We start from the raw sequence: 16,635 nt of genomic DNA, 5'->3' as shown, positions 1-16,635 counted from the left end.
CCATGCGCCCGACGAAAGAGTGGCAACCCGGCGATTATAAAAGTGCTGGGCTCGGCAGTCCGTCCCCGTATTCCCTTAGCACCTGGGCGATGACCACCCGGTAGCCGTCCAGCCAGCGCGACTGCGCGGCCTTGGCCTGCTGGTGGGCAGGGTGGCGGATCAGGGCTTCCAGGGCTTCAAGCGATTCCCAGTAGTAGACATTGGCGTACAGGCCGCGCGCGGGATCTTCCCAGGCTTCCTCGCCCAGGTAGCCCGGGGTGGTCCGCGCCGCCGTGGCGATGGCCTGGTCGAGGCGGTGGAAGTCGTCGTCGAACTGCTTCTTGGCGAAGATGAAGGTGGCGGTGTAGCGCGCCGGCCCCGCGTGGGCGGGGCCGGCCGGACAGGCGGCGTCGGGCATGGCCGTCAGACGCCCTTGACCGCCAGGCTGATCGCCAGGCCGGCCATGACCACGGCGATGACGCCGTCCAGCACGCGCCAGGCCGAGGCGCTGGCGAAGAAGCGCGCGAACAGGCGCGACCCGATGCCCAGCACGGCCAGCCACAGCAGGCTGGCGGTGAAGGCGCCGGCGGCGAACGCCATGCGGGCGTCGTCGAAGCCGTGGGCCAGCGAGCCCACCACCACCATGTCGAGCCAGAAATGCGGGTTCAGCAGCGAAAAGCCCAGCGCGCCCAGCATCGCGGCGCGGCGCGAGGGCACCACGTCGCGCGCGGCGGCCAGACCGCCGGTGGCGGTCCAGGCGCGGCGCGCCGACTGCAGCGCGTACCACGACAGGAACGCCACGCCGAACCACAGCACCGCGGTGGTCAGCCGCGGGAACCAGGCGGTCAGGGCCTGCAGGCCCGAGACGCTGGCGAAGATGAAGATGGCGTCGATCAGCGCGCAGATGGCGACCACGGACAGCAGGTGCGCGCGCATCAATCCCTGGCGCAGGATGAACGCGCTTTGCGCGCCGACGACGGCGAACAGGCCCAGCCCGGTGGCCGTGCCGCTGGCCCAGGCGGTGAGGAAGAGGGGGGATGACAACGTGGCGAACATGACGCGAACCTTTTGACTGCAACGCCTTGTGGTGGCGCTTGGGATACCGGGCCGGCAGCGTCGCGCATACCGGCAATGCAACATTTTCGCTTGCCGCCAATATGAAATACAGCTAATTTTCCTTCACTATCTTAAGTAAAACTAATCATATGAAGATCGATCATGGCAACCTGCGCGCCCTGGCCGCGGTGGTGCGCGAAGGCAGTTTCGAACGGGCCGCGCTGGCGTTGAGCGTGACGCCGTCGGCGGTGTCGCAGCGGATCAAGGCGCTCGAAGACCGCATGGGCCGGCTGCTGGTCCAGCGCACCGTGCCGGCCGCGGCCACCGGCGATGGCCAGGTGCTGGTGCAGCTGGCCGAGCAGACCGCGCTGCTGGAGCACGACGCGCTGAACCGGCTGGGCGTGGCGGACGACGACGTACCGCACGCCAGCATCCCCATCGCGGTCAACCACGACAGCCTTGAGACCTGGTTCGTCGACGCGGCGCTGCAGTTCTCCAGCCGCACCCGCGCCACGCTCGACATGCAGTCCGAAGACCAGGACCACACCGCCGCGCTGCTGCGCAACGGCTCGGTGCTGGGCGCGGTGACGACGCTGGCCGACCCGGTGCAGGGCTGCCGCATTCATGCGCTGGGCAGCATGCGCTATGTGGCGACGTGCACGCCGGCCTTCCACAAACGCTATTTCGCGCAGGGCGTGAACGCGCAGACGCTGGCGCAGGCGCCGGTGCTGGTGTTCAACCGCAAGGACGCGCTGCAGGCCCGCTTCGCCCACAAGATCTCCGACCCCGCGCCGTGGCAACCGCCGGTCTGGTGGGTGCCGTCCACCCGCGCCTTCGTGCAGGCGACGTTGGGCGGGCTGGGCTGGACCATGAATCCGCTGCCGCTGGTGCAGGAGCACCTTGACGCAGGTCATCTGGTGCTGCTGCGGGGGCGCGCCTGGGAGGACGTGCCGCTGTATTGGCAGCATTGGCGGGTAAACTCCGAAGCGATGGAAGCCTTGACGGATTCGGTCCTGTCAGCCGCCCGCAGCCTGGTCCGGCGGCGTTAACCCCATAGGAGAACACCCCATGAACATCCGCAAGTTCGCCGCTGTCGCCGTCCTGGGCCTGTGCGCGGCCGGTTCGGCCTGGGCCAAGGACTACAAGGTCGGCGAGGTCGAGATCGATGATCTCTGGGTGCGCGCGTCCGCCCCGGGCCAGTCCAACGGCGCCGGCTACATGGACATCGACAACGAGGCCAAGACGGCCGACCGCCTGCTGTCGATCTCTTCCGACGCCGCCGAGCGCGTCGAGCTGCATACGGTCGAAACCGCCAACGGCGTGGCCAAGATGCGCCAGGTCGAGGGCGGCATCGCGCTGCCGGCCAACGGCGAGGTCAAGCTGTCCCCGGGCGGCTACCACGTCATGTTCATCAAGCTGAAGGCGCCGTTCGCCGAGGGCGCCACGGTGCCGGCCACGCTGAAGTTCGAGAAGGCGGGCGAGGCGGCGGTGCAGTTCAAGGTCAAGCCGGCTTCGCACAATCCCGGCATGAGCCACGATCACGGCGCGATGAAGCACTGATCCCGCCAGGCGGTCCGGAATAAAGCAAGGCGGCAGGCTGTTCGAGCCTGCCGCCTTGCTTTTGCCGCCAGCCGGCGCACGGGGCGCCGGCTTGTCGATCAGTACAGCCCTTGCTGGCGCATCGCGTCCGCGACCTTGACGAAGCCGGCGATGTTGGCGCCGTCCAGGTAGTTCACGTATTCGCGCTCGCTGTGGCCGTGGCGCACGCAGTTCTCGTGGATGTCGCGCATGATGGCGTGCAGGCGCGCGTCCACTTCCTCGCGGGTCCAGGCCAGGCGGGCCGAGTTCTGGGCCATTTCCAGGCCCGACACGGCCACGCCGCCGGCGTTGCTGGCCTTGCCCGGAGCGTACAGCACGCGGGCGGCGATGAAGGCCTTGGCGGCGTCCAGGGTGGCGGGCATGTTGGCGCCTTCGGCCACGCACTGCACGCCGTTCTTGATCAGCGTCTGGGCGTCTGCCAGTTCCAGTTCGTTCTGGGTGGCGCAGGGCAGTGCCACATCGACCGGCACGTGCCAGGGGCGCTTGCCGGGTTCATAGACCAGGCCGAATTGGCGGGCGTAGGTGTCCAGGCGGCCGCGCAGGTCGTTCTTGACGTGCATCAGCGCCACCAGCTTCTCATGGTTGAAGCCGGCTTCGTCGACCACCGTGCCGTTCGAGTCGGACACCGTCACGACCTTGGCGCCCAGCGCCATGGCCTTCTCGATGGCGTACTGGGCCACGTTGCCCGAGCCCGAGACCGACACGCGCAGGCCGTCGAACGACTTGCCGACGCGCTTGAGCATTTCCTCGGCGAAGTAGACGGTGCCGTAGCCGGTGGCTTCGGGGCGGATCAGGCTGCCGCCGAAGGTCAGGCCCTTGCCGGTGAAGACGCTGGCGGTGGAGTTCGACAGCTTCTTCATCATGCCGGCCATGAAGCCGACTTCACGCGCGCCCACGCCGATGTCGCCGGCCGGCACGTCGGTGTCCGGACCCAGGTGACGGTACAACTCGATCATCAGGGCCTGGCAGAAGCGCATGACTTCGGCGTCGGACTTGCCCTTGGGGTCGAAGTCGGAACCGCCCTTGCCGCCGCCCATGGGCAGCGTGGTCAGCGAGTTCTTCAGGGTCTGCTCGAACGCCAGGAACTTCAGGATCGACAGGTTCACCGAGGGGTGGAAACGCATGCCGCCCTTGAACGGGCCGATGGCCGAGCTGTGCTGGATGCGGAAAGCGCGGTTGACCTGCGCCTGACCCTTGTCGTCAGTCCAGCACACGCGGAACTGGATCACGCGTTCCGGCTCCACCAGGCGCTCGAGCAGGGCGTGCTCGGCGTAGTGGGGGTGCTTTTCGATGAAAGGCCACAGGCTCAGCATCACCTCCTGGACGGCTTGCATGAATTCCGGTTGCTGCGGATCGCGCGCGGCGACGCTACGCAGGAAGTCGTCCAGACGCTGCACTTTCAACATGATCTCCTTGGGGGTGCTTCGAATGAGTGCGGAGATGCGCTGTTTTGGGGCGTCGGCTCTCCGAATTGGTGCAAGGCGCACCGGCTTGGTGCGAGATTGTAGGGCCAATTTGTTGCCCTGCGCAAAGCCGAAAATTCCGCCATCACCTTGATATCAAAGCACTTTTTTCCTGTTTTATTGGGGACGTATTTGGCCTTGGCGAGTGGGCGGAGAACCCGAGGCTTCATAGGAGAAGCCATGAGGCATTGAATTCACAGGGAAAATAGATATGCCCCCAATATTATTGGAATCTGGGGGGGGGCGGTGCGGAATCGCCGCCTCATAGGGAAATCCAGCCTTTTGGCGGGATATGGTCCTCATCTTGCGGGGCCAGATTCTCTTTATGCGTCCCTAATTATATTTTGAGCCGGATCATGCTCGGGCGGCGGAATCCGACTTCCGCCGCCCGCGTCTTCAGAGCGTCGCGTCGTAGTCGATGGTCAGCGGCGCGTGGTCGGAAAAGCGTTCGTCCTTGTAGATGGCGACGCTGCGCGCGCGGGCGGCGATGCCCGGCGTGGCGATCTGGTAGTCGATGCGCCACCCGACGTTCTTGGCCCAGGCCTGGCCGCGGTTGCTCCACCAGGTGTATTGGTCGGGACGGTCGTCGATGGTGCGGAACACGTCGACGAAGCCGCGCTTGTCGAACACGTCGGTCAGCCAGGCGCGTTCCTCGGGCAGGAAACCGGAGTTCTTCAGGTTGCCCTTCCAGTTCTTGAGGTCGATTTCCTTGTGGGCGATGTTCCAGTCGCCGCAGATGATGAATTCGCGGCCGGTCTTCTTGTGTTCGTGCATCAGCTCGTCGATCCACGGGCCGAAACGGTCCAGGAAGCGGTATTTGGCCTGCTGGCGTTCGTCGCCGCTGGAGCCCGACGGCAGGTAGGCGCTGATGACGGACAGGTTCTTCCAGTCGGCGCGGATGACGCGGCCTTCGGGGTCGAATTCTTCGCAACCCAGGCCGATGTTGACGCGCTCGGCCGCGTCGCGCAGGTAGATGCCGACGCCGCTGTAGCCCTTTTTAACGGCGTGGTGGAAGTGGCCGGTGTAGCCGGGAGGGTGGCGCAGGTCTTCAGTCAGGTCCTCGTCCGACACCTTGATTTCCTGCAGGCACAGCACGTCGGCGGCGTGCTTCTCCATCCAGGGTTGCAGGCCCTTGCGGAAGGCGGACCGGATGCCATTGAGGTTGATCGACGTGATGCGCAGCAAAGCGGGACTCCTGTAGAGCGGCCGGAAACGGCCGGAACAATGCCAGGAATTTAACCGACTCGACGACGTTGCCCGGGAATAGCCCCGACAACGGATAAAATGCCGGGGTTTGCCACCTCTCGGATCCTCCTCGCATGTCTGCCGCCCACGCCGCCTCCGCCACCTCGCTTGATTTTGTCCGCTTCGCCCTGAACGAAGGCGTGCTGCGCTTCGGCAGCTTCAAGGTCAAGTCCGGCCGTATCAGTCCCTATTTCTTTAACGCGGGCCTGTTCAACAGCGGTGGTTCGGTCGGCAAGCTGGCGGGCTTCTACGCCCAGGCGCTGCTGGACTCGGGCGTGGCCTTCGACATGCTGTTCGGCCCGGCCTACAAGGGCATTCCCCTGGCGACGGCCACCGCCGTCGCGCTGGCCGGCCATCCGGCGATGCAGGGCCGCAGCGACGTGCCGTTCGCCTACAACCGCAAGGAAGCCAAGGACCACGGCGAAGGCGGCACCCTGGTGGGCGCGCCGCTCAAGGGCAAGGTCGTCATCATCGACGACGTGATCACCGCGGGCACCTCGGTGCGTGAGTCGGTGGAGATCATCCGCAACGCCGGCGCCGAGCCGGCGGCCGTGCTGATCGCCATGGACCGCATGGAACGCGCGGGTGCCGACGACGCGCTGTCGGCGCACTCGGCGGTGCAGGACGTGGCCAAGACCTACGGCATCCCGGTGGTGGCGATTGCCTCGCTGGCGGACATCATGGCGCTGCTGCAGGACGACGCCGCGTTTGCCGAACACCGCGATGCGGTGCAGGCCTACCGGACGAAGTACGGGGTGAAGTAAGCGCGAGTCCGGCAAGGCAGTGCCGGCCGCCGCATCGCAGGACAGGTTCTTCGAGCCTGTGGGCTGGTTCATGCCCGACGACCAACACGCCGCTCGCCTGGGCCGCCTGCGCCAGACGTTTGTCGAACGTGGCCAGCGCGGCGCCGCGCCATAGCGCGAGTTCCAGGTACGAGGCGTCATAGATGGTAAGCCCGTGTTCGCGGGCGAGCTGCTCGCATTGAGGCAGCCAGGCGGTAGAAGGGCGCGATTCGTTGACGACGGGCACGCTGTTCAGCACGGCAGAGAATTTGGCCAGTGTGGCTGCCGTGGCCTGCTGCTGCCGCTCGACGCGCAAGGCGCCTTGAGCCACTTCCATTGGCCAGATCTGCGGGACCAGGACGGCTTCGCCGTTCAGGTCGTCCAGGATGGCAAACGCCTGTTCGCTGCAGGTTTGGCTGGGCAATCGCAGCCAGCTCAACGCGACCGAGGCATCGAGCACGAGCTTCATTCGCGGATCCCTTTGACGGCATACCACCAGGTGGCTTCGTCGGTGTACGGGATGCCCGGGAACCGTTTCAGTTCTTCTATCGCATTGTGACCCGCCTCGGTCATCAGGGGATTGACCCGCCTGAGCTGCGCTTGCGCCAGACCGTCCTGGGTGATGACAACGAACACGCCATCGTTTGCGGCCTGGATCATTTCGTCGAGCCGGTCCGCAACTTGTTCGCGTGGGATGGATAGGTAGGGGGCGTTCATGGCCAAATCTCCAGTCGAAATCGACCGGATCATTCTTGGCCAAACAAAAGGCCGCGACAAGATGCCGCGGCCCTAGGAGGGGTCTGATCTTGCACGCCGCCCCGAGGTCGGGACGGCGCAGGGAGATCAGCTGTCCAGCTTCTGCTTGAGCAGGTCGTTGACCTGCTGCGGATTGGCCTTGCCGCGCGCGGCCTTCATGATCTGGCCGACCAGCGAGTTGAACGCCTTCTGCTTGCCGGCGCGATATTCCTCGACGATGGCCGGATTGGCCGCCAGCACCTCGTCGATCATGGCGCCGATGGCGCCGGTGTCGCTGATCTGCTTGAGGCCGCGGGCATCGATGATGGCGTCGGGCTGGCCGCCGTTTTCGCCGGCCCACATGGCGCCGAACACTTCACGCGCGATCTTGTTGGAGATGGTGCCGTCGATGATGCGGTTGATCAGCGCGGCCAGGGCCGGCGCCTGCACCGGCGCCGCGGCGATGGCCTTTTCTTCCTTGTTCAGGGTGGCGGCCACTTCGCCCATGATCCAGTTGGCGGCCAGCTTGGCCTGGCCGGCCGGCAGCGCGTGCGCCACGGCTTCGAAGTAGGCGGCCAGGTCGCGGCTGACGGTCAGCTGGGCGGCGTCGTAGGCCGGCAGGCCGTATTCGGATTCGAAGCGGGCGCGCTGGGCGGCCGGCAGCTCGGGCATGGCGGCGCGGACCTGGTCCACCCACTCGCGCGAGATCACCAGCGTGGGCAGGTCGGGATCGGGGAAGTAGCGGTAGTCGTGCGCGTCTTCCTTGCTGCGCATGCTGCGGGTCTCGTCGCGGTCGGCGTCGTACAGGCGGGTTTCCTGGACCACGGTGCCGCCGTCCTCGATCAGCTCGATCTGGCGCCGCGCCTCATAGGTGATGGCGCGTTCCAGGAAGCGGAACGAGTTGACGTTCTTGATCTCGGTGCGGGTGCCGAATTCCTTCTGGCCGACCGGGCGCACCGAGACGTTGGCGTCGCAGCGGAACGAGCCTTCCTGCATGTTGCCGTCGCAGATGCCGAGCCACACCACCAGGCTGTGCAGGGCGCGGGCATAGGACACGGCCTCGGCGGCCGAGCGCATTTCCGGTTCGGTGACGATTTCCAGCAGCGGCGTGCCGGCGCGGTTCAGGTCGATGCCGCTGGCCGGCGCGCCGTTGGCCAGGGCGAAGTTGTCGTGCGACGACTTGCCCGCGTCCTCTTCCAGGTGGGCGCGCGTCAGGTTGACGGTCTTCTCTTCCTCGCCGACGAAGAACGACAGCGAGCCGCCCACCACCACCGGCAGCTCGTACTGGCTGATCTGGTAGCCCTTGGGCAGGTCGGGGTAGAAGTAGTTCTTGCGCGCGAACACCGAGCGCGGCGCGATCTCGGCGCCGACCGCCAGGCCGAAGCGGATGGCGCGTTCGGCGGCGCCGCGGTTCATGACCGGCAGGCTGCCCGGCAGCGCCAGGTCGACTTCATTGGCGTGGGTGTTGGGCGCGGCGCCGAACTCGGTGCTGCTGCCCGAAAAGATCTTGGAGTCGGTGGAAAGCTGGGTGTGCGTTTCCAGGCCGATGACGATTTCCCAGTTCATGCTTAGGCGTCCTGCTGGGCCGGCGTGGCCTTGTGCCACGTCGTGACTTGTTGGTAGCGGTCGGCGATGGCCAGGAGGCGGCCTTCGTCGAAGTAGTTGCCGATGATCTGCAGGCCGACGGGACGGCCAGCGCCGCCGGGCCGCCCCAAGGCGCTGGCAGCCCCCTCGGGGGGCAGCGAGCCTGGCGAGCGTGGGGGCGTCTTTCCTGCGCCGGCGCCGAATCCGCACGGAACCGACATCGCGGGCAGGCCCGCCAGGCTGACGCCCAGCGTGTAGACGTCGGCCAGCCAGTCGGCGGTGGGGTCGTCGCGGTTGTCGCCGATGTTCTTGGCCACCGTCGGGGTCACCGGACCCATGATGACGTCGCACTGGCCGGCGAAGGCGCGCTGGAAGTCCTGGGCGATCATGCGGCGCAGACGCTGGGCCTGCAGGTAGTAGGCGTCGTAGTAGCCGTGCGACAGCACGTAGGTGCCGATCAGGATGCGGCGCTTGACCTCGTCGCCGAAGCCTTCGGCGCGCGAGCGGCTGATCATCTCGTTCAGGTCGCCATACTGCGCGGCGCGGTGGCCGTAGCGCACGCCGTCGTAGCGCGCCAGGTTGCTGGACGCTTCGGCGGGGGCGATGACGTAGTAGGCGGGGATGGCCAGCTCGGTGCGCGGCAGCGACACCGGCACGCGCACCGCGCCCAGGGCCTCGAACTGGGCCAGGGCGGCCTGCACCGCGGCGGCCACGTCCGGCGCCAGGCCGGCGCCGAAGTATTCCTCGGGCACGCCGATGCGCAGGCCCTTCAGGGGCTGGCTGCCGGCGGCGTCGAACTTGCCTTGCGCGGCATCGAAATCGCGCCGCACGCGGCCCGGTTCGTTGACGGCGGCGTCGCATTTTTCCAGGCTGGTGGCGTCGCGCGGGTCGAAGCCGCTGATGACGTCCAGCAGTTCGAGCAGGTCGCGGCTGCTGGGGGCCAGCGGGCCGGCCTGGTCCAGGCTGGAGCCGAAGGCGACCATGCCGTAGCGCGAGACGGTGCCGTAGGTCGGCTTGATGCCGCTGACGCCGCACAGCGCGGCGGGCTGGCGCACCGAGCCGCCGGTGTCGGTGCCGGTGGTGGCGGCCACCAGGCGGGCGGCGACGGCGGCGGCCGAACCGCCCGAGGAACCGCCAGGCACGGCGGCCGGATCCCAGGGGTTGCGGACCACGCCGTAGGCCGAGTTTTCGTTGCCCGAGCCCATGGCGAATTCGTCGCAGTTGAGCTTGCCCAGCGACACGGCGCCGGCGGCCTGCAGGCGTTCGACCACGGTGGCGTCGAACGGGCTGACGTAGCCGTCCAGCATCTTGCTGCCGGCGGTGGTGCGCCAGCCGCGGGTGACGAAGGCGTCCTTGTGGGCGATGGGCACGCCGGCCAGCGGGCCGGCATTGCCGGCGGCCAGCGCGGCGTCGGCGGCGCGGGCCTGGGCCAGCGTCAATTCGGCGTCAATATGTAAGAAGGCGTTCAGGCCGCTGGCCGCGTCGGCGGCCGCCAGCGAGCTTTGCGCCAGCTCGACGGCGCTGACCTGGCGTTGGGCGAGGGCCGCGCGCAGGGCGGCGATCCCCTCGAATTGGGTGTGCAGGGCGGGTTGGGTCATGGCTTAGTCGAGAACCTTGGGGACCAGGAAAAGACCGTCCTGGGCGTCGGGGGCATTGGCCAGCAGCTCTGCGCGGCGGGCCTCCGAGGCGGTTTCGGTCACGGCGTCCTGGCGCAGGCGCAGCACGATGTCTTCGTGGGCCGACAGCGGGTGGGCCAGGGGTTCGACGCCCTGGGTGTCGACGGCCTGCAGCCGTTCGATCAGGTGGAGGATGCCATTGAGCTCGGCCTGCGCGTGTTCGCGCTGGTCCGGGGTCAGTTCGATTCTGGCCAGCTTGGCAATGCGGGCCACATCTGTGTCATTGAGCGCCATGGGGATTGCAAATATCGAGAAGCGGAGGCCGAGGGGCGGGACTGGGCAGTATGCACATGCCAAACCCGTTACAAAGCTTGAATAGCCTGCATTTATGCGCTATTTCCGGGGAAATTATAAGTTATGATTCACGGTTTAATCGCCGTGATGACAGGCGCACCCAGGCTTTCCTGGGCCGTACGCCCCGCGGCATGACCCCAATTCCCCCCAGAATTTAGCTGAGCTCCCATGTTCGGATTCCTGCGCAGTTATTTTTCCAGCGATATGGCGATCGACCTCGGTACCGCCAATACGCTGATCTACGTCCGCGGCAAGGGCATCGTGCTCGATGAGCCCTCCGTGGTCGCTATCCGTCATGAAGGCGGGCCTCACGGCAAGAAAATCATCCAGGCCGTCGGCCAGGAGGCCAAGCAGATGCTCGGCCGCGTGCCCGGCAACATCGAGGCCATCCGGCCCATGAAGGACGGCGTCATCGCCGACTTCACGGTCACCGAGCAGATGCTCAAGCAGTTCATCCGCATGGTGCACCCCCGCAACATGCTGGCGCCCAGCCCGCGCATCATCGTGTGCGTGCCCTGCGGCTCCACCCAGGTTGAACGCCGCGCCATCCGCGAATCGGCCCTCGGCGCCGGCGCCTCGCACGTGTTCCTGATCGAAGAACCCATGGCCGCGGCCATCGGCGCCGGCCTGGCCGTCTCCGACGCCAGCGGCTCCATGGTCGTCGACATCGGCGGCGGCACCACCGAAGTGGCGGTCATCTCGCTGGGCGGCATGGTCTACAAGGGTTCGGTGCGCGTCGGCGGCGACAAGTTCGACGAGGCCATCGTCAACTACATCCGCCGCAACTACGGCATGCTGATCGGCGAACCCACCGCCGAACTCATCAAGAAGGAAATCGGCTCGGCGTTCCCGGGTTCCGAAGTCCGCGAGATCGAGGTCAAGGGTCGCAACCTGGCCGAAGGCGTGCCGCGCAGCTTCACGGTCTCGTCCAACGAGATCCTGGAATCGCTGACCGACCCGCTCAACCAGATCGTCTCGGCCGTCAAGATCGCCCTGGAACAGACCCCGCCCGAACTCGGCGCCGACATCACCGACAAGGGCATCGCCCTGACCGGCGGTGGCGCGCTGCTGCGCGACCTCGACCGCCTGCTGCAGGAAGAAACCGGCCTGCCGGTGGTGGTCGCCGATGATCCCCTGACCTGCGTCGTGCGCGGTTGCGGCGAGGCGCTGGAACACCTTGAGAAACTGGGCGCGATCTTCATCAACGACTAATCCTGCCCGCCAGCCCGGAGCCCCGCTTTTTCACGGCTCCGGCCGCTGCGGGGGGCTGCGGGCGCGGGCGCCCGGGCTGAGATTCATGCAACGACAAGGGACTCCCCCCCTATTCAGGCGCGGCCCTCCGGCGGAGGTGCGGCTGGTCATCCTGGTCGTCCTGGCACTGGCTTTGATCATCATGGATTCGCAGTGGCGCATGCTGGAACCGGCGCGCCGCGCGATGTCCGTGGCGCTGTATCCCTTCCAGCGCGCCGTCATGGCGCCGCGCGATCTGGTCCAACAGGTCAACGAGTGGGTCAACGCCGCCAACCTCATCCGCACTGAAAACGAAGCCTTGCAGCGCCAGCGCATCGAGCTGGCCCAGGTGGCCACGCATGCGGCGCAGCTGGCCGCCGAAAACGCGCAATTGCGCCGCCTGCTCGGCGTGACCGATACCGTGGCGCAGTCGGCCGTGGTGGTGGAAGTGCTGTACGAGCCCACCAACGCCTTCAACCAGCGGCTGGTGTTCAACAAGGGCAGCAAGGCCGGCCTGGCGCCGGGCATGCCCGTGATCGACGAAGGCGGCGTGGTCGGCCAGATCGTGCGCGTGACGCCCATGACGGCCGAAGCCGCGCTGGTCACCGATGAGCAGGTGTCCATCCCGGTGCAGCTGCTGCGCAATGGTTTGCGACTGATCGCCTTTGGCGGGAACTCTCCCGGCAAGATGGAGGTCCGTTACCTCGCGGCCAATGCCGACATCAAGGAAGGCGATACTATCGTCACCAGTGGCGTCGGCGGGCTGTTTCCCGCCGGCCTGCCGGTGGCCAAGGTAACCTCGGTCGAGCGCGATACCGCTTCCGGCTTCGCGCGAGCCGTCTGCGAACCGCTGGCCCACCCTGAACGTTATCGCCACTTCCTGGTCCTGCAGGTGGACGTGGAACGTGCCGAGTCCAACCGTCAGGAGGTCGATTCCGGTGGATCGGACTAATCAACAATCATCCGGGCAACCGCGGCGCCGGCTGGGCACGCCCAGCAACGTGCACCCGGAACGCCTGTCGGGCCCCGCGCACGGGGTCTTCGTCTGGGGCACCATCCTGCTGGTCTGGCTGGTATCGCTGCTGCCTTGGCGCCTGTGGCAGGGCGCGCCCGACGTCCTGATCCTGATCATCGCCTTCTGGTGCGTGCACGAGCCGCGCCGCGTCGGCCTGTTCACCGCCTTCTGCTTCGGCCTGCTGATGGACGTGCACGACGCCGGCCTGCTCGGCGAGCATGCGTTGTCCTACACCCTGGTCGCCTACGGCGCCGTGGTGCTGCACCGCCGCCTGCAACGTTTCGACCTCTGGAGCCAGGCCATGCACATGCTGCCTGTGTTCCTGATCGCCCGCTTCCTCACCCAGATCATCCACGCCTGGCTGGCCGGCAAGTGGCCGGGCTGGGACTGGGGCATCAGCGTGGCCATCACCGCCGCCCTGTGGCCGCTGGCGGGCTGGGTGCTGCACTTGCCGCAGCGCGGTGCCGATGACGCCGAATCTTCCTCCGCCTGACGGCGGCGCCGCGTCACATGTTCGAATTCAAGAAAACCGGCCAGCAGCAAAAGCAGCGCTTCCGCCTGCGCGCCTGGGTGGGCGGCGTGTTCGCGCTGGCCTGCTTCGGCGTGCTGGTGGGCCGGTTCTGGTACCTGCAGGTCGACCGCTACGAGGGCCTGTCCGAGCGCGCCGACCGCAATCGCATCGCCGTGGTGCCGATCCCGCCGCGCCGCGGCGAGATCCTCGACCGCAACGGCGAGGTGCTGGCGCGCAACTACCGCACCTACACGCTTGAAGTGGTGCCGGCCCAGGCCGGCAACATGAACGCGCTGTTCGAGCGGCTGACGCAGGTGGTGTACATCAGCCCGGCCGATCAGCGCCGCTTCAAGCGCCGCGCGGCCGAATCCAGCCGCTACGCCAGCCTGCAGCTGCGCAACAACCTCAACGAGACCGAAGCCGCCTGGTTCGCCGCCCACGCCTTCCAGTTCCCGGGCGTCGAGCTGCGCGCGCGCTGGGTGCGCGAGTATCCGCAAGGCCAGTCCGCCGCCCACGTGGTCGGCTACATCGGCCGTATCGCCGAGGGCGACATCGAGGAACTCGAGCGCGCCGGCCAATTGGGCAACTACCGCGGCACCGACGTCATCGGCAAGAAGGGCATCGAGAAGACCTGGGAAGAAGCGCTGCATGGCCGCACCGGCCTGGAAGAGGTCGAGGTGACCGCGGGCGGCCGTCCCATGCGCACGTTGCGCCGCATCGACCCGGTGCCGGGCTCGGACATCATGCTGTCGATCGACCTGGGCCTGCAGAAAGTGGCCGAGGAAGCCTTCGTGGGCCAGCGCGGCGCGTTGGTGGCGATCGACCCCGACACCGGCGAGGTGCTGGCGTTCGTGTCGCAGCCCTCGTTCGACCCGAACCTGTTCGTCGACGGCATCGACGTGGACAACTGGCGCATGCTGAACGAGTCGCCGGACCACCCGCTGATCAACCGCCCGCTGTACGGCACCTATCCGATCGGCTCGACCTACAAGCCCTTCGTCGGCCTGGCGGCCCTGGAGCTGGGCAAGCGCCGCGCCACCGACCGCATTTCCGATCCCGGCTACTTCGAGTTCGGCGGCCAGAAATTCCGCAACGCCGGCGGCGCCGCCTACGGCATGACCGACATGCACAAGGCCATCGTGGTGTCGTCGGACACGTATTTCTATTCGCTCGGCCCCGAGATCGGCGTGAACGCGCTGCACGATTTCACCAAGCAGTTCGGCTTCGGCCAGATCACCGGCATCGACCTCGAGGGCGAAAAGCGCGGCGTGCTGCCGTCCACCGACTGGAAGCGTTCGGCCTACAAGGACAAGGAACGCCAGCGCTGGTACGCCGGCGAGACCATCTCCGTCGCCGTGGGCCAGGGCTACAACGCCTTTACCCTGCTGCAGCTGGCGCAGGGCACTTCGACCCTGGCCAACGACGGCCTGTATCGCCGGCCGCACTTGGTGCACGCGGTGCGGGATCCGCGCTCGGGCGTGGCCAAGCCCACCGAGTCCGCGCCCGACTACCGCATTCCGCTCAAGCAGGCCAACGTCGACGTCATCAAGAACGCCATGGCCGACGTGGTGCGCGCCGGCACCGCGCGCCGCGCCTTCGCCAACGCGCCCTACCAGGCCGCCGGCAAGACCGGCACGGCCCAGGTGTTCAGCCTGCGCGGCGGCCACTACCGCGCCAGCGCCATCGACGAACGCCTGCGCGACCACGCGCTGTTCATGGGCTTCGCGCCGCTCGAACACCCGCGCATCGCCGTGGCGCTGATCGTCGAGAACGCCGGCTGGGGCGCCAGCGTGGCCGCGCCGGTGGCGCGCAAGGTGTTCGACTACTGGCTGGCCAAGGATCGCCAGGACAAGATCCAGCGCCCTGAGCGCAACGCATCGACGGCCTCGGTCGAAAACATCACCTCCGACCTGGTGCGCCAACAATGAAGCGTCTCGGCCTGATCCTGCTGCGCGTCTTCACGGCCTTCGACTGGCCGCTGCTGGCGATCCTGATGATGTTCGCCGCGCTCGGCCTGACCGTCATGCATTCGGCGGTGGGCGGCACCGACTGGCGTTTTGCCGAGCAGTCGCGCAATTTCATCATCGCTTTCTTCGCCATGTGGACCATGGCGCTGATTCCGCCCAAGTGGCTGATGAAGCTGGCGCTGCCGTTCTACGTGGTCGGCGTGGTGCTGCTGCTGGGCGTGGAATTCTTCGGCGAGACCAGCAAGGGCGCGACGCGCTGGCTCAACCTGGGCGTGACCCGAATCCAGCCGTCCGAGATGATGAAGATCGCCGTGCCCATGATGCTGGCCTGGTACTTCCAGCGCCACGAGGGCGCGGTCCGCATCCGCGACTTCCTGGCCGCCGCCGCGATGCTGGCGGCCCCCTTCGGCCTGATCGTGCTGCAGCCCGACCTGGGCACCGCGCTGCTGGTGTTCGGCGCCGGCTTCTTCGTCATCTACTTCGCCGGTCTGTCGTTCAAGCTGCTGGTCCCGGTCATGCTGGCCGGCATCATCGGCATCGGCACGCTGGTCTACTACGAAGACCAGCTGTGCGAGCCGGACGTCAACTGGGTGGTGTTGCACGACTACCAGAAGCACCGCGTCTGCACGCTGCTCAACCCCAGCTCCGACCCGCTCGGCAAGGGCTTCCACACGATCCAGTCGATGATCGCGGTGGGCTCGGGCGGCGTCTACGGCAAGGGCTACATGAAGGGCACGCAGACCCACCTGGACTTCATCCCCGAGCGCACCACGGACTTCATCTTCGCCGTCTACGCCGAGGAATTCGGCCTGTACGGCGGCATCGCCATCCTGGTGCTGTACGGCCTGATGATGGCCCGCGGCCTGACCATCGCTTCGCGCGCATCATCGCAGTTCGGGCGGCTGCTGTCCGGGGCGTTGACGATGATGCTGTTCATCTATGTATTTGTGAACGTGGGCATGGTGACGGGGATTCTGCCTGTGGTCGGGGTGCCATTGCCGTTCATGAGCTATGGGGGGACAGCCTTGTTCACCATGGGGATTGCGTTTGGGATCATGATGAGCATTAGTCGGCATCGGTCGGTCAAGAGCTGATTTTTTTCTTCGTAGGCCGCCCGGGGCGGTGGGCGCACGGGTGGGCGCGCCTACGATTGCGGTCCGGAGCGTTCGCTCCGGACTTCCCCGTACTCAACCTTGTATGGTGTGGGTGCACCTTCCGCAGTGGGAGGGTGCTGGGGTAGGGACGTGCTCAACCATCAGCCGGTAGCACCCGGACTGCCACAACGAGAGCATCCCACCCCGCCTCACAGCGTCGATAAGGAATCTAGCGGCCTAGGACCGCCGATTGATCGCAAGGTAACGCCCGAGGCGAGGCTACCCCAGCGGACTAAACGTATCGCAGGGAGAGCCATCATGCAAATATCTGGCTGCTTTATTGGGGTCGATGTCGGTAAGTTCGAGTTGCAAGTGGCCGGCCACGAGGGCGCAATCGTGTCCGGG

General features: G+C 66.8%; 17 protein-coding genes. 8 read left to right on the top strand and 9 right to left on the bottom strand.

Features of this window, described 5'->3' with window-relative positions; translation table 11 throughout:
• Nucleotides 1-34: 34 nt before the first annotated feature.
• Both AOZ49_RS04390 and AOZ49_RS04385 read right to left on the bottom strand, forming a co-directional pair.
• Nucleotides 35-397, bottom strand: a complete 363-nt coding sequence (locus tag AOZ49_RS04390) for an antibiotic biosynthesis monooxygenase family protein (RefSeq protein ID WP_054474469.1) — start codon at nucleotides 395-397, stop codon at nucleotides 35-37.
• A gap of 5 nt (nucleotides 398-402) precedes the next feature.
• Nucleotides 403-1,035 (bottom strand): LysE/ArgO family amino acid transporter, encoded by a 633-nt coding sequence (locus tag AOZ49_RS04385; protein ID WP_054474468.1) that lies wholly within the window; start codon nucleotides 1,033-1,035, stop codon nucleotides 403-405.
• Nucleotides 1,036-1,184: 149 nt separating this feature from the next.
• On the opposite strand from AOZ49_RS04385, the gene AOZ49_RS04380 reads away from it, so the two are divergent.
• Both AOZ49_RS04380 and AOZ49_RS04375 read left to right on the top strand, forming a co-directional pair.
• Nucleotides 1,185-2,084, top strand: coding sequence for a LysR family transcriptional regulator ArgP (locus AOZ49_RS04380; RefSeq protein ID WP_006391839.1), 900 nt, complete (start codon nucleotides 1,185-1,187; stop codon nucleotides 2,082-2,084).
• A gap of 19 nt (nucleotides 2,085-2,103) precedes the next feature.
• A complete protein-coding gene (locus tag AOZ49_RS04375; protein WP_054474467.1) occupies nucleotides 2,104-2,595 on the top strand; it encodes a copper chaperone PCu(A)C in 492 nt (163 codons plus the stop codon).
• A 98-nt stretch (nucleotides 2,596-2,693) separates the two neighbouring features.
• Here AOZ49_RS04375 and gdhA read toward each other — a convergent pair whose 3' ends face one another.
• Both gdhA and AOZ49_RS04365 read right to left on the bottom strand, forming a co-directional pair.
• Nucleotides 2,694-4,040, bottom strand: a complete 1,347-nt coding sequence (gene gdhA / locus AOZ49_RS04370) for an NADP-specific glutamate dehydrogenase (RefSeq protein ID WP_054430706.1) — start codon at nucleotides 4,038-4,040, stop codon at nucleotides 2,694-2,696.
• Nucleotides 4,041-4,493: 453 nt separating this feature from the next.
• Complete coding sequence (locus AOZ49_RS04365) at nucleotides 4,494-5,282, bottom strand: exodeoxyribonuclease III (RefSeq protein WP_054430705.1); 789 nt, start codon at nucleotides 5,280-5,282, stop codon at nucleotides 4,494-4,496.
• Nucleotides 5,283-5,416: 134 nt separating this feature from the next.
• Here AOZ49_RS04365 and pyrE point away from each other — a divergent pair, with 134 nt between their 5' ends.
• Nucleotides 5,417-6,106: an orotate phosphoribosyltransferase gene (gene pyrE / locus AOZ49_RS04360; protein ID WP_054430704.1), complete on the top strand. Its 690-nt coding sequence runs from the start codon at nucleotides 5,417-5,419 to the stop codon at nucleotides 6,104-6,106.
• Here pyrE and AOZ49_RS31615 read toward each other — a convergent pair.
• The 5 genes from AOZ49_RS31615 to gatC all read right to left on the bottom strand — a co-directional run bounded on the left by AOZ49_RS31615 (nucleotide 6,021) and on the right by gatC (nucleotide 10,353).
• Entirely contained in the window at nucleotides 6,021-6,593 is a 573-nt protein-coding gene (locus AOZ49_RS31615) for a type II toxin-antitoxin system VapC family toxin (RefSeq protein WP_082380316.1), read from the bottom strand. The two genes, pyrE and AOZ49_RS31615, sit on opposite strands and share 86 nt — an antisense overlap.
• Entirely contained in the window at nucleotides 6,590-6,841 is a 252-nt protein-coding gene (locus tag AOZ49_RS04355; RefSeq protein ID WP_054430703.1) for a hypothetical protein, read from the bottom strand. Before AOZ49_RS04355 ends, AOZ49_RS31615 begins: the two co-directional genes overlap by 4 nt.
• A gap of 126 nt (nucleotides 6,842-6,967) precedes the next feature.
• Nucleotides 6,968-8,425: an Asp-tRNA(Asn)/Glu-tRNA(Gln) amidotransferase subunit GatB gene (gene gatB / locus AOZ49_RS04350; protein WP_054474466.1), complete on the bottom strand. Its 1,458-nt coding sequence runs from the start codon at nucleotides 8,423-8,425 to the stop codon at nucleotides 6,968-6,970.
• A 2-nt stretch (nucleotides 8,426-8,427) separates the two neighbouring features.
• Nucleotides 8,428-10,041 (bottom strand): Asp-tRNA(Asn)/Glu-tRNA(Gln) amidotransferase subunit GatA, encoded by a 1,614-nt coding sequence (gene gatA, locus AOZ49_RS04345; protein ID WP_054474465.1) that lies wholly within the window; start codon nucleotides 10,039-10,041, stop codon nucleotides 8,428-8,430.
• Between the two features lie 3 nt (nucleotides 10,042-10,044).
• On the bottom strand, nucleotides 10,045-10,353 hold the full coding sequence (gene gatC, locus AOZ49_RS04340; protein WP_054430700.1) for an Asp-tRNA(Asn)/Glu-tRNA(Gln) amidotransferase subunit GatC: 309 nt from the start codon (nucleotides 10,351-10,353) through the stop codon (nucleotides 10,045-10,047).
• Nucleotides 10,354-10,581: 228 nt separating this feature from the next.
• Between gatC and AOZ49_RS04335 the strand changes: the two genes are divergently transcribed.
• The 5 genes from AOZ49_RS04335 to rodA all read left to right on the top strand — a co-directional run bounded on the left by AOZ49_RS04335 (nucleotide 10,582) and on the right by rodA (nucleotide 16,230).
• The gene (locus AOZ49_RS04335) at nucleotides 10,582-11,625 is read left to right on the top strand and encodes a rod shape-determining protein (protein WP_006391829.1); all 1,044 of its coding nucleotides are present in this window, start codon (nucleotides 10,582-10,584) and stop codon (nucleotides 11,623-11,625) included.
• A gap of 85 nt (nucleotides 11,626-11,710) precedes the next feature.
• Nucleotides 11,711-12,595 carry a rod shape-determining protein MreC gene (mreC, locus tag AOZ49_RS04330; RefSeq protein ID WP_049076925.1) on the top strand — a complete coding sequence of 295 codons (885 nt, stop codon included), beginning with the start codon at nucleotides 11,711-11,713 and terminating at the stop codon, nucleotides 12,593-12,595.
• Entirely contained in the window at nucleotides 12,582-13,151 is a 570-nt protein-coding gene (mreD, locus tag AOZ49_RS04325) for a rod shape-determining protein MreD (protein WP_054430699.1), read from the top strand. The genes mreC and mreD overlap by 14 nt, the downstream gene beginning before the upstream one ends.
• 17 nt (nucleotides 13,152-13,168) lie before the next feature.
• Entirely contained in the window at nucleotides 13,169-15,097 is a 1,929-nt protein-coding gene (gene mrdA, locus AOZ49_RS04320; protein ID WP_054430698.1) for a penicillin-binding protein 2, read from the top strand.
• Nucleotides 15,094-16,230 carry a rod shape-determining protein RodA gene (gene rodA, locus AOZ49_RS04315; protein ID WP_049076918.1) on the top strand — a complete coding sequence of 379 codons (1,137 nt, stop codon included), beginning with the start codon at nucleotides 15,094-15,096 and terminating at the stop codon, nucleotides 16,228-16,230. The genes mrdA and rodA overlap by 4 nt, the downstream gene beginning before the upstream one ends.
• The last annotated feature ends 405 nt before the right edge of the window (nucleotides 16,231-16,635 follow it).

The organism is Achromobacter sp. 2789STDY5608615, from assembly GCF_001298995.1.
Lineage (GTDB): Bacteria > Pseudomonadota > Gammaproteobacteria > Burkholderiales > Burkholderiaceae_B > Achromobacter > Achromobacter insuavis.
The sequence above is the reverse complement of the archived record's forward strand: the minus strand, read 5'-3'. Positions and strand labels throughout refer to the sequence as shown.

Excerpts from the sequence above, each read along its gene's own strand:
- AOZ49_RS04390 (WP_054474469.1), bottom strand. The coding sequence starts at position 397 with ATGCCCGACGCCGCCTGTCCGGCCGGCCCCGCCCACGCGGGGCCGGCG.
- AOZ49_RS04385 (WP_054474468.1), bottom strand. The coding sequence starts at position 1,035 with ATGTTCGCCACGTTGTCATCCCCCCTCTTCCTCACCGCCTGGGCCAGC.
- AOZ49_RS04380 (WP_006391839.1), top strand. The coding sequence starts at position 1,185 with ATGAAGATCGATCATGGCAACCTGCGCGCCCTGGCCGCGGTGGTGCGC.
- AOZ49_RS04375 (WP_054474467.1), top strand. The coding sequence starts at position 2,104 with ATGAACATCCGCAAGTTCGCCGCTGTCGCCGTCCTGGGCCTGTGCGCG.
- gdhA (WP_054430706.1), bottom strand. The coding sequence starts at position 4,040 with ATGTTGAAAGTGCAGCGTCTGGACGACTTCCTGCGTAGCGTCGCCGCG.
- pyrE (WP_054430704.1), top strand. The coding sequence starts at position 5,417 with ATGTCTGCCGCCCACGCCGCCTCCGCCACCTCGCTTGATTTTGTCCGC.
- AOZ49_RS31615 (WP_082380316.1), bottom strand. The coding sequence starts at position 6,593 with ATGAAGCTCGTGCTCGATGCCTCGGTCGCGTTGAGCTGGCTGCGATTG.
- AOZ49_RS04355 (WP_054430703.1), bottom strand. The coding sequence starts at position 6,841 with ATGAACGCCCCCTACCTATCCATCCCACGCGAACAAGTTGCGGACCGG.
- gatB (WP_054474466.1), bottom strand. The coding sequence starts at position 8,425 with ATGAACTGGGAAATCGTCATCGGCCTGGAAACGCACACCCAGCTTTCC.
- gatA (WP_054474465.1), bottom strand. The coding sequence starts at position 10,041 with ATGACCCAACCCGCCCTGCACACCCAATTCGAGGGGATCGCCGCCCTG.
- gatC (WP_054430700.1), bottom strand. The coding sequence starts at position 10,353 with ATGGCGCTCAATGACACAGATGTGGCCCGCATTGCCAAGCTGGCCAGA.
- AOZ49_RS04335 (WP_006391829.1), top strand. The coding sequence starts at position 10,582 with ATGTTCGGATTCCTGCGCAGTTATTTTTCCAGCGATATGGCGATCGAC.
- mreC (WP_049076925.1), top strand. The coding sequence starts at position 11,711 with ATGCAACGACAAGGGACTCCCCCCCTATTCAGGCGCGGCCCTCCGGCG.
- mrdA (WP_054430698.1), top strand. The coding sequence starts at position 13,169 with ATGTTCGAATTCAAGAAAACCGGCCAGCAGCAAAAGCAGCGCTTCCGC.
- rodA (WP_049076918.1), top strand. The coding sequence starts at position 15,094 with ATGAAGCGTCTCGGCCTGATCCTGCTGCGCGTCTTCACGGCCTTCGAC.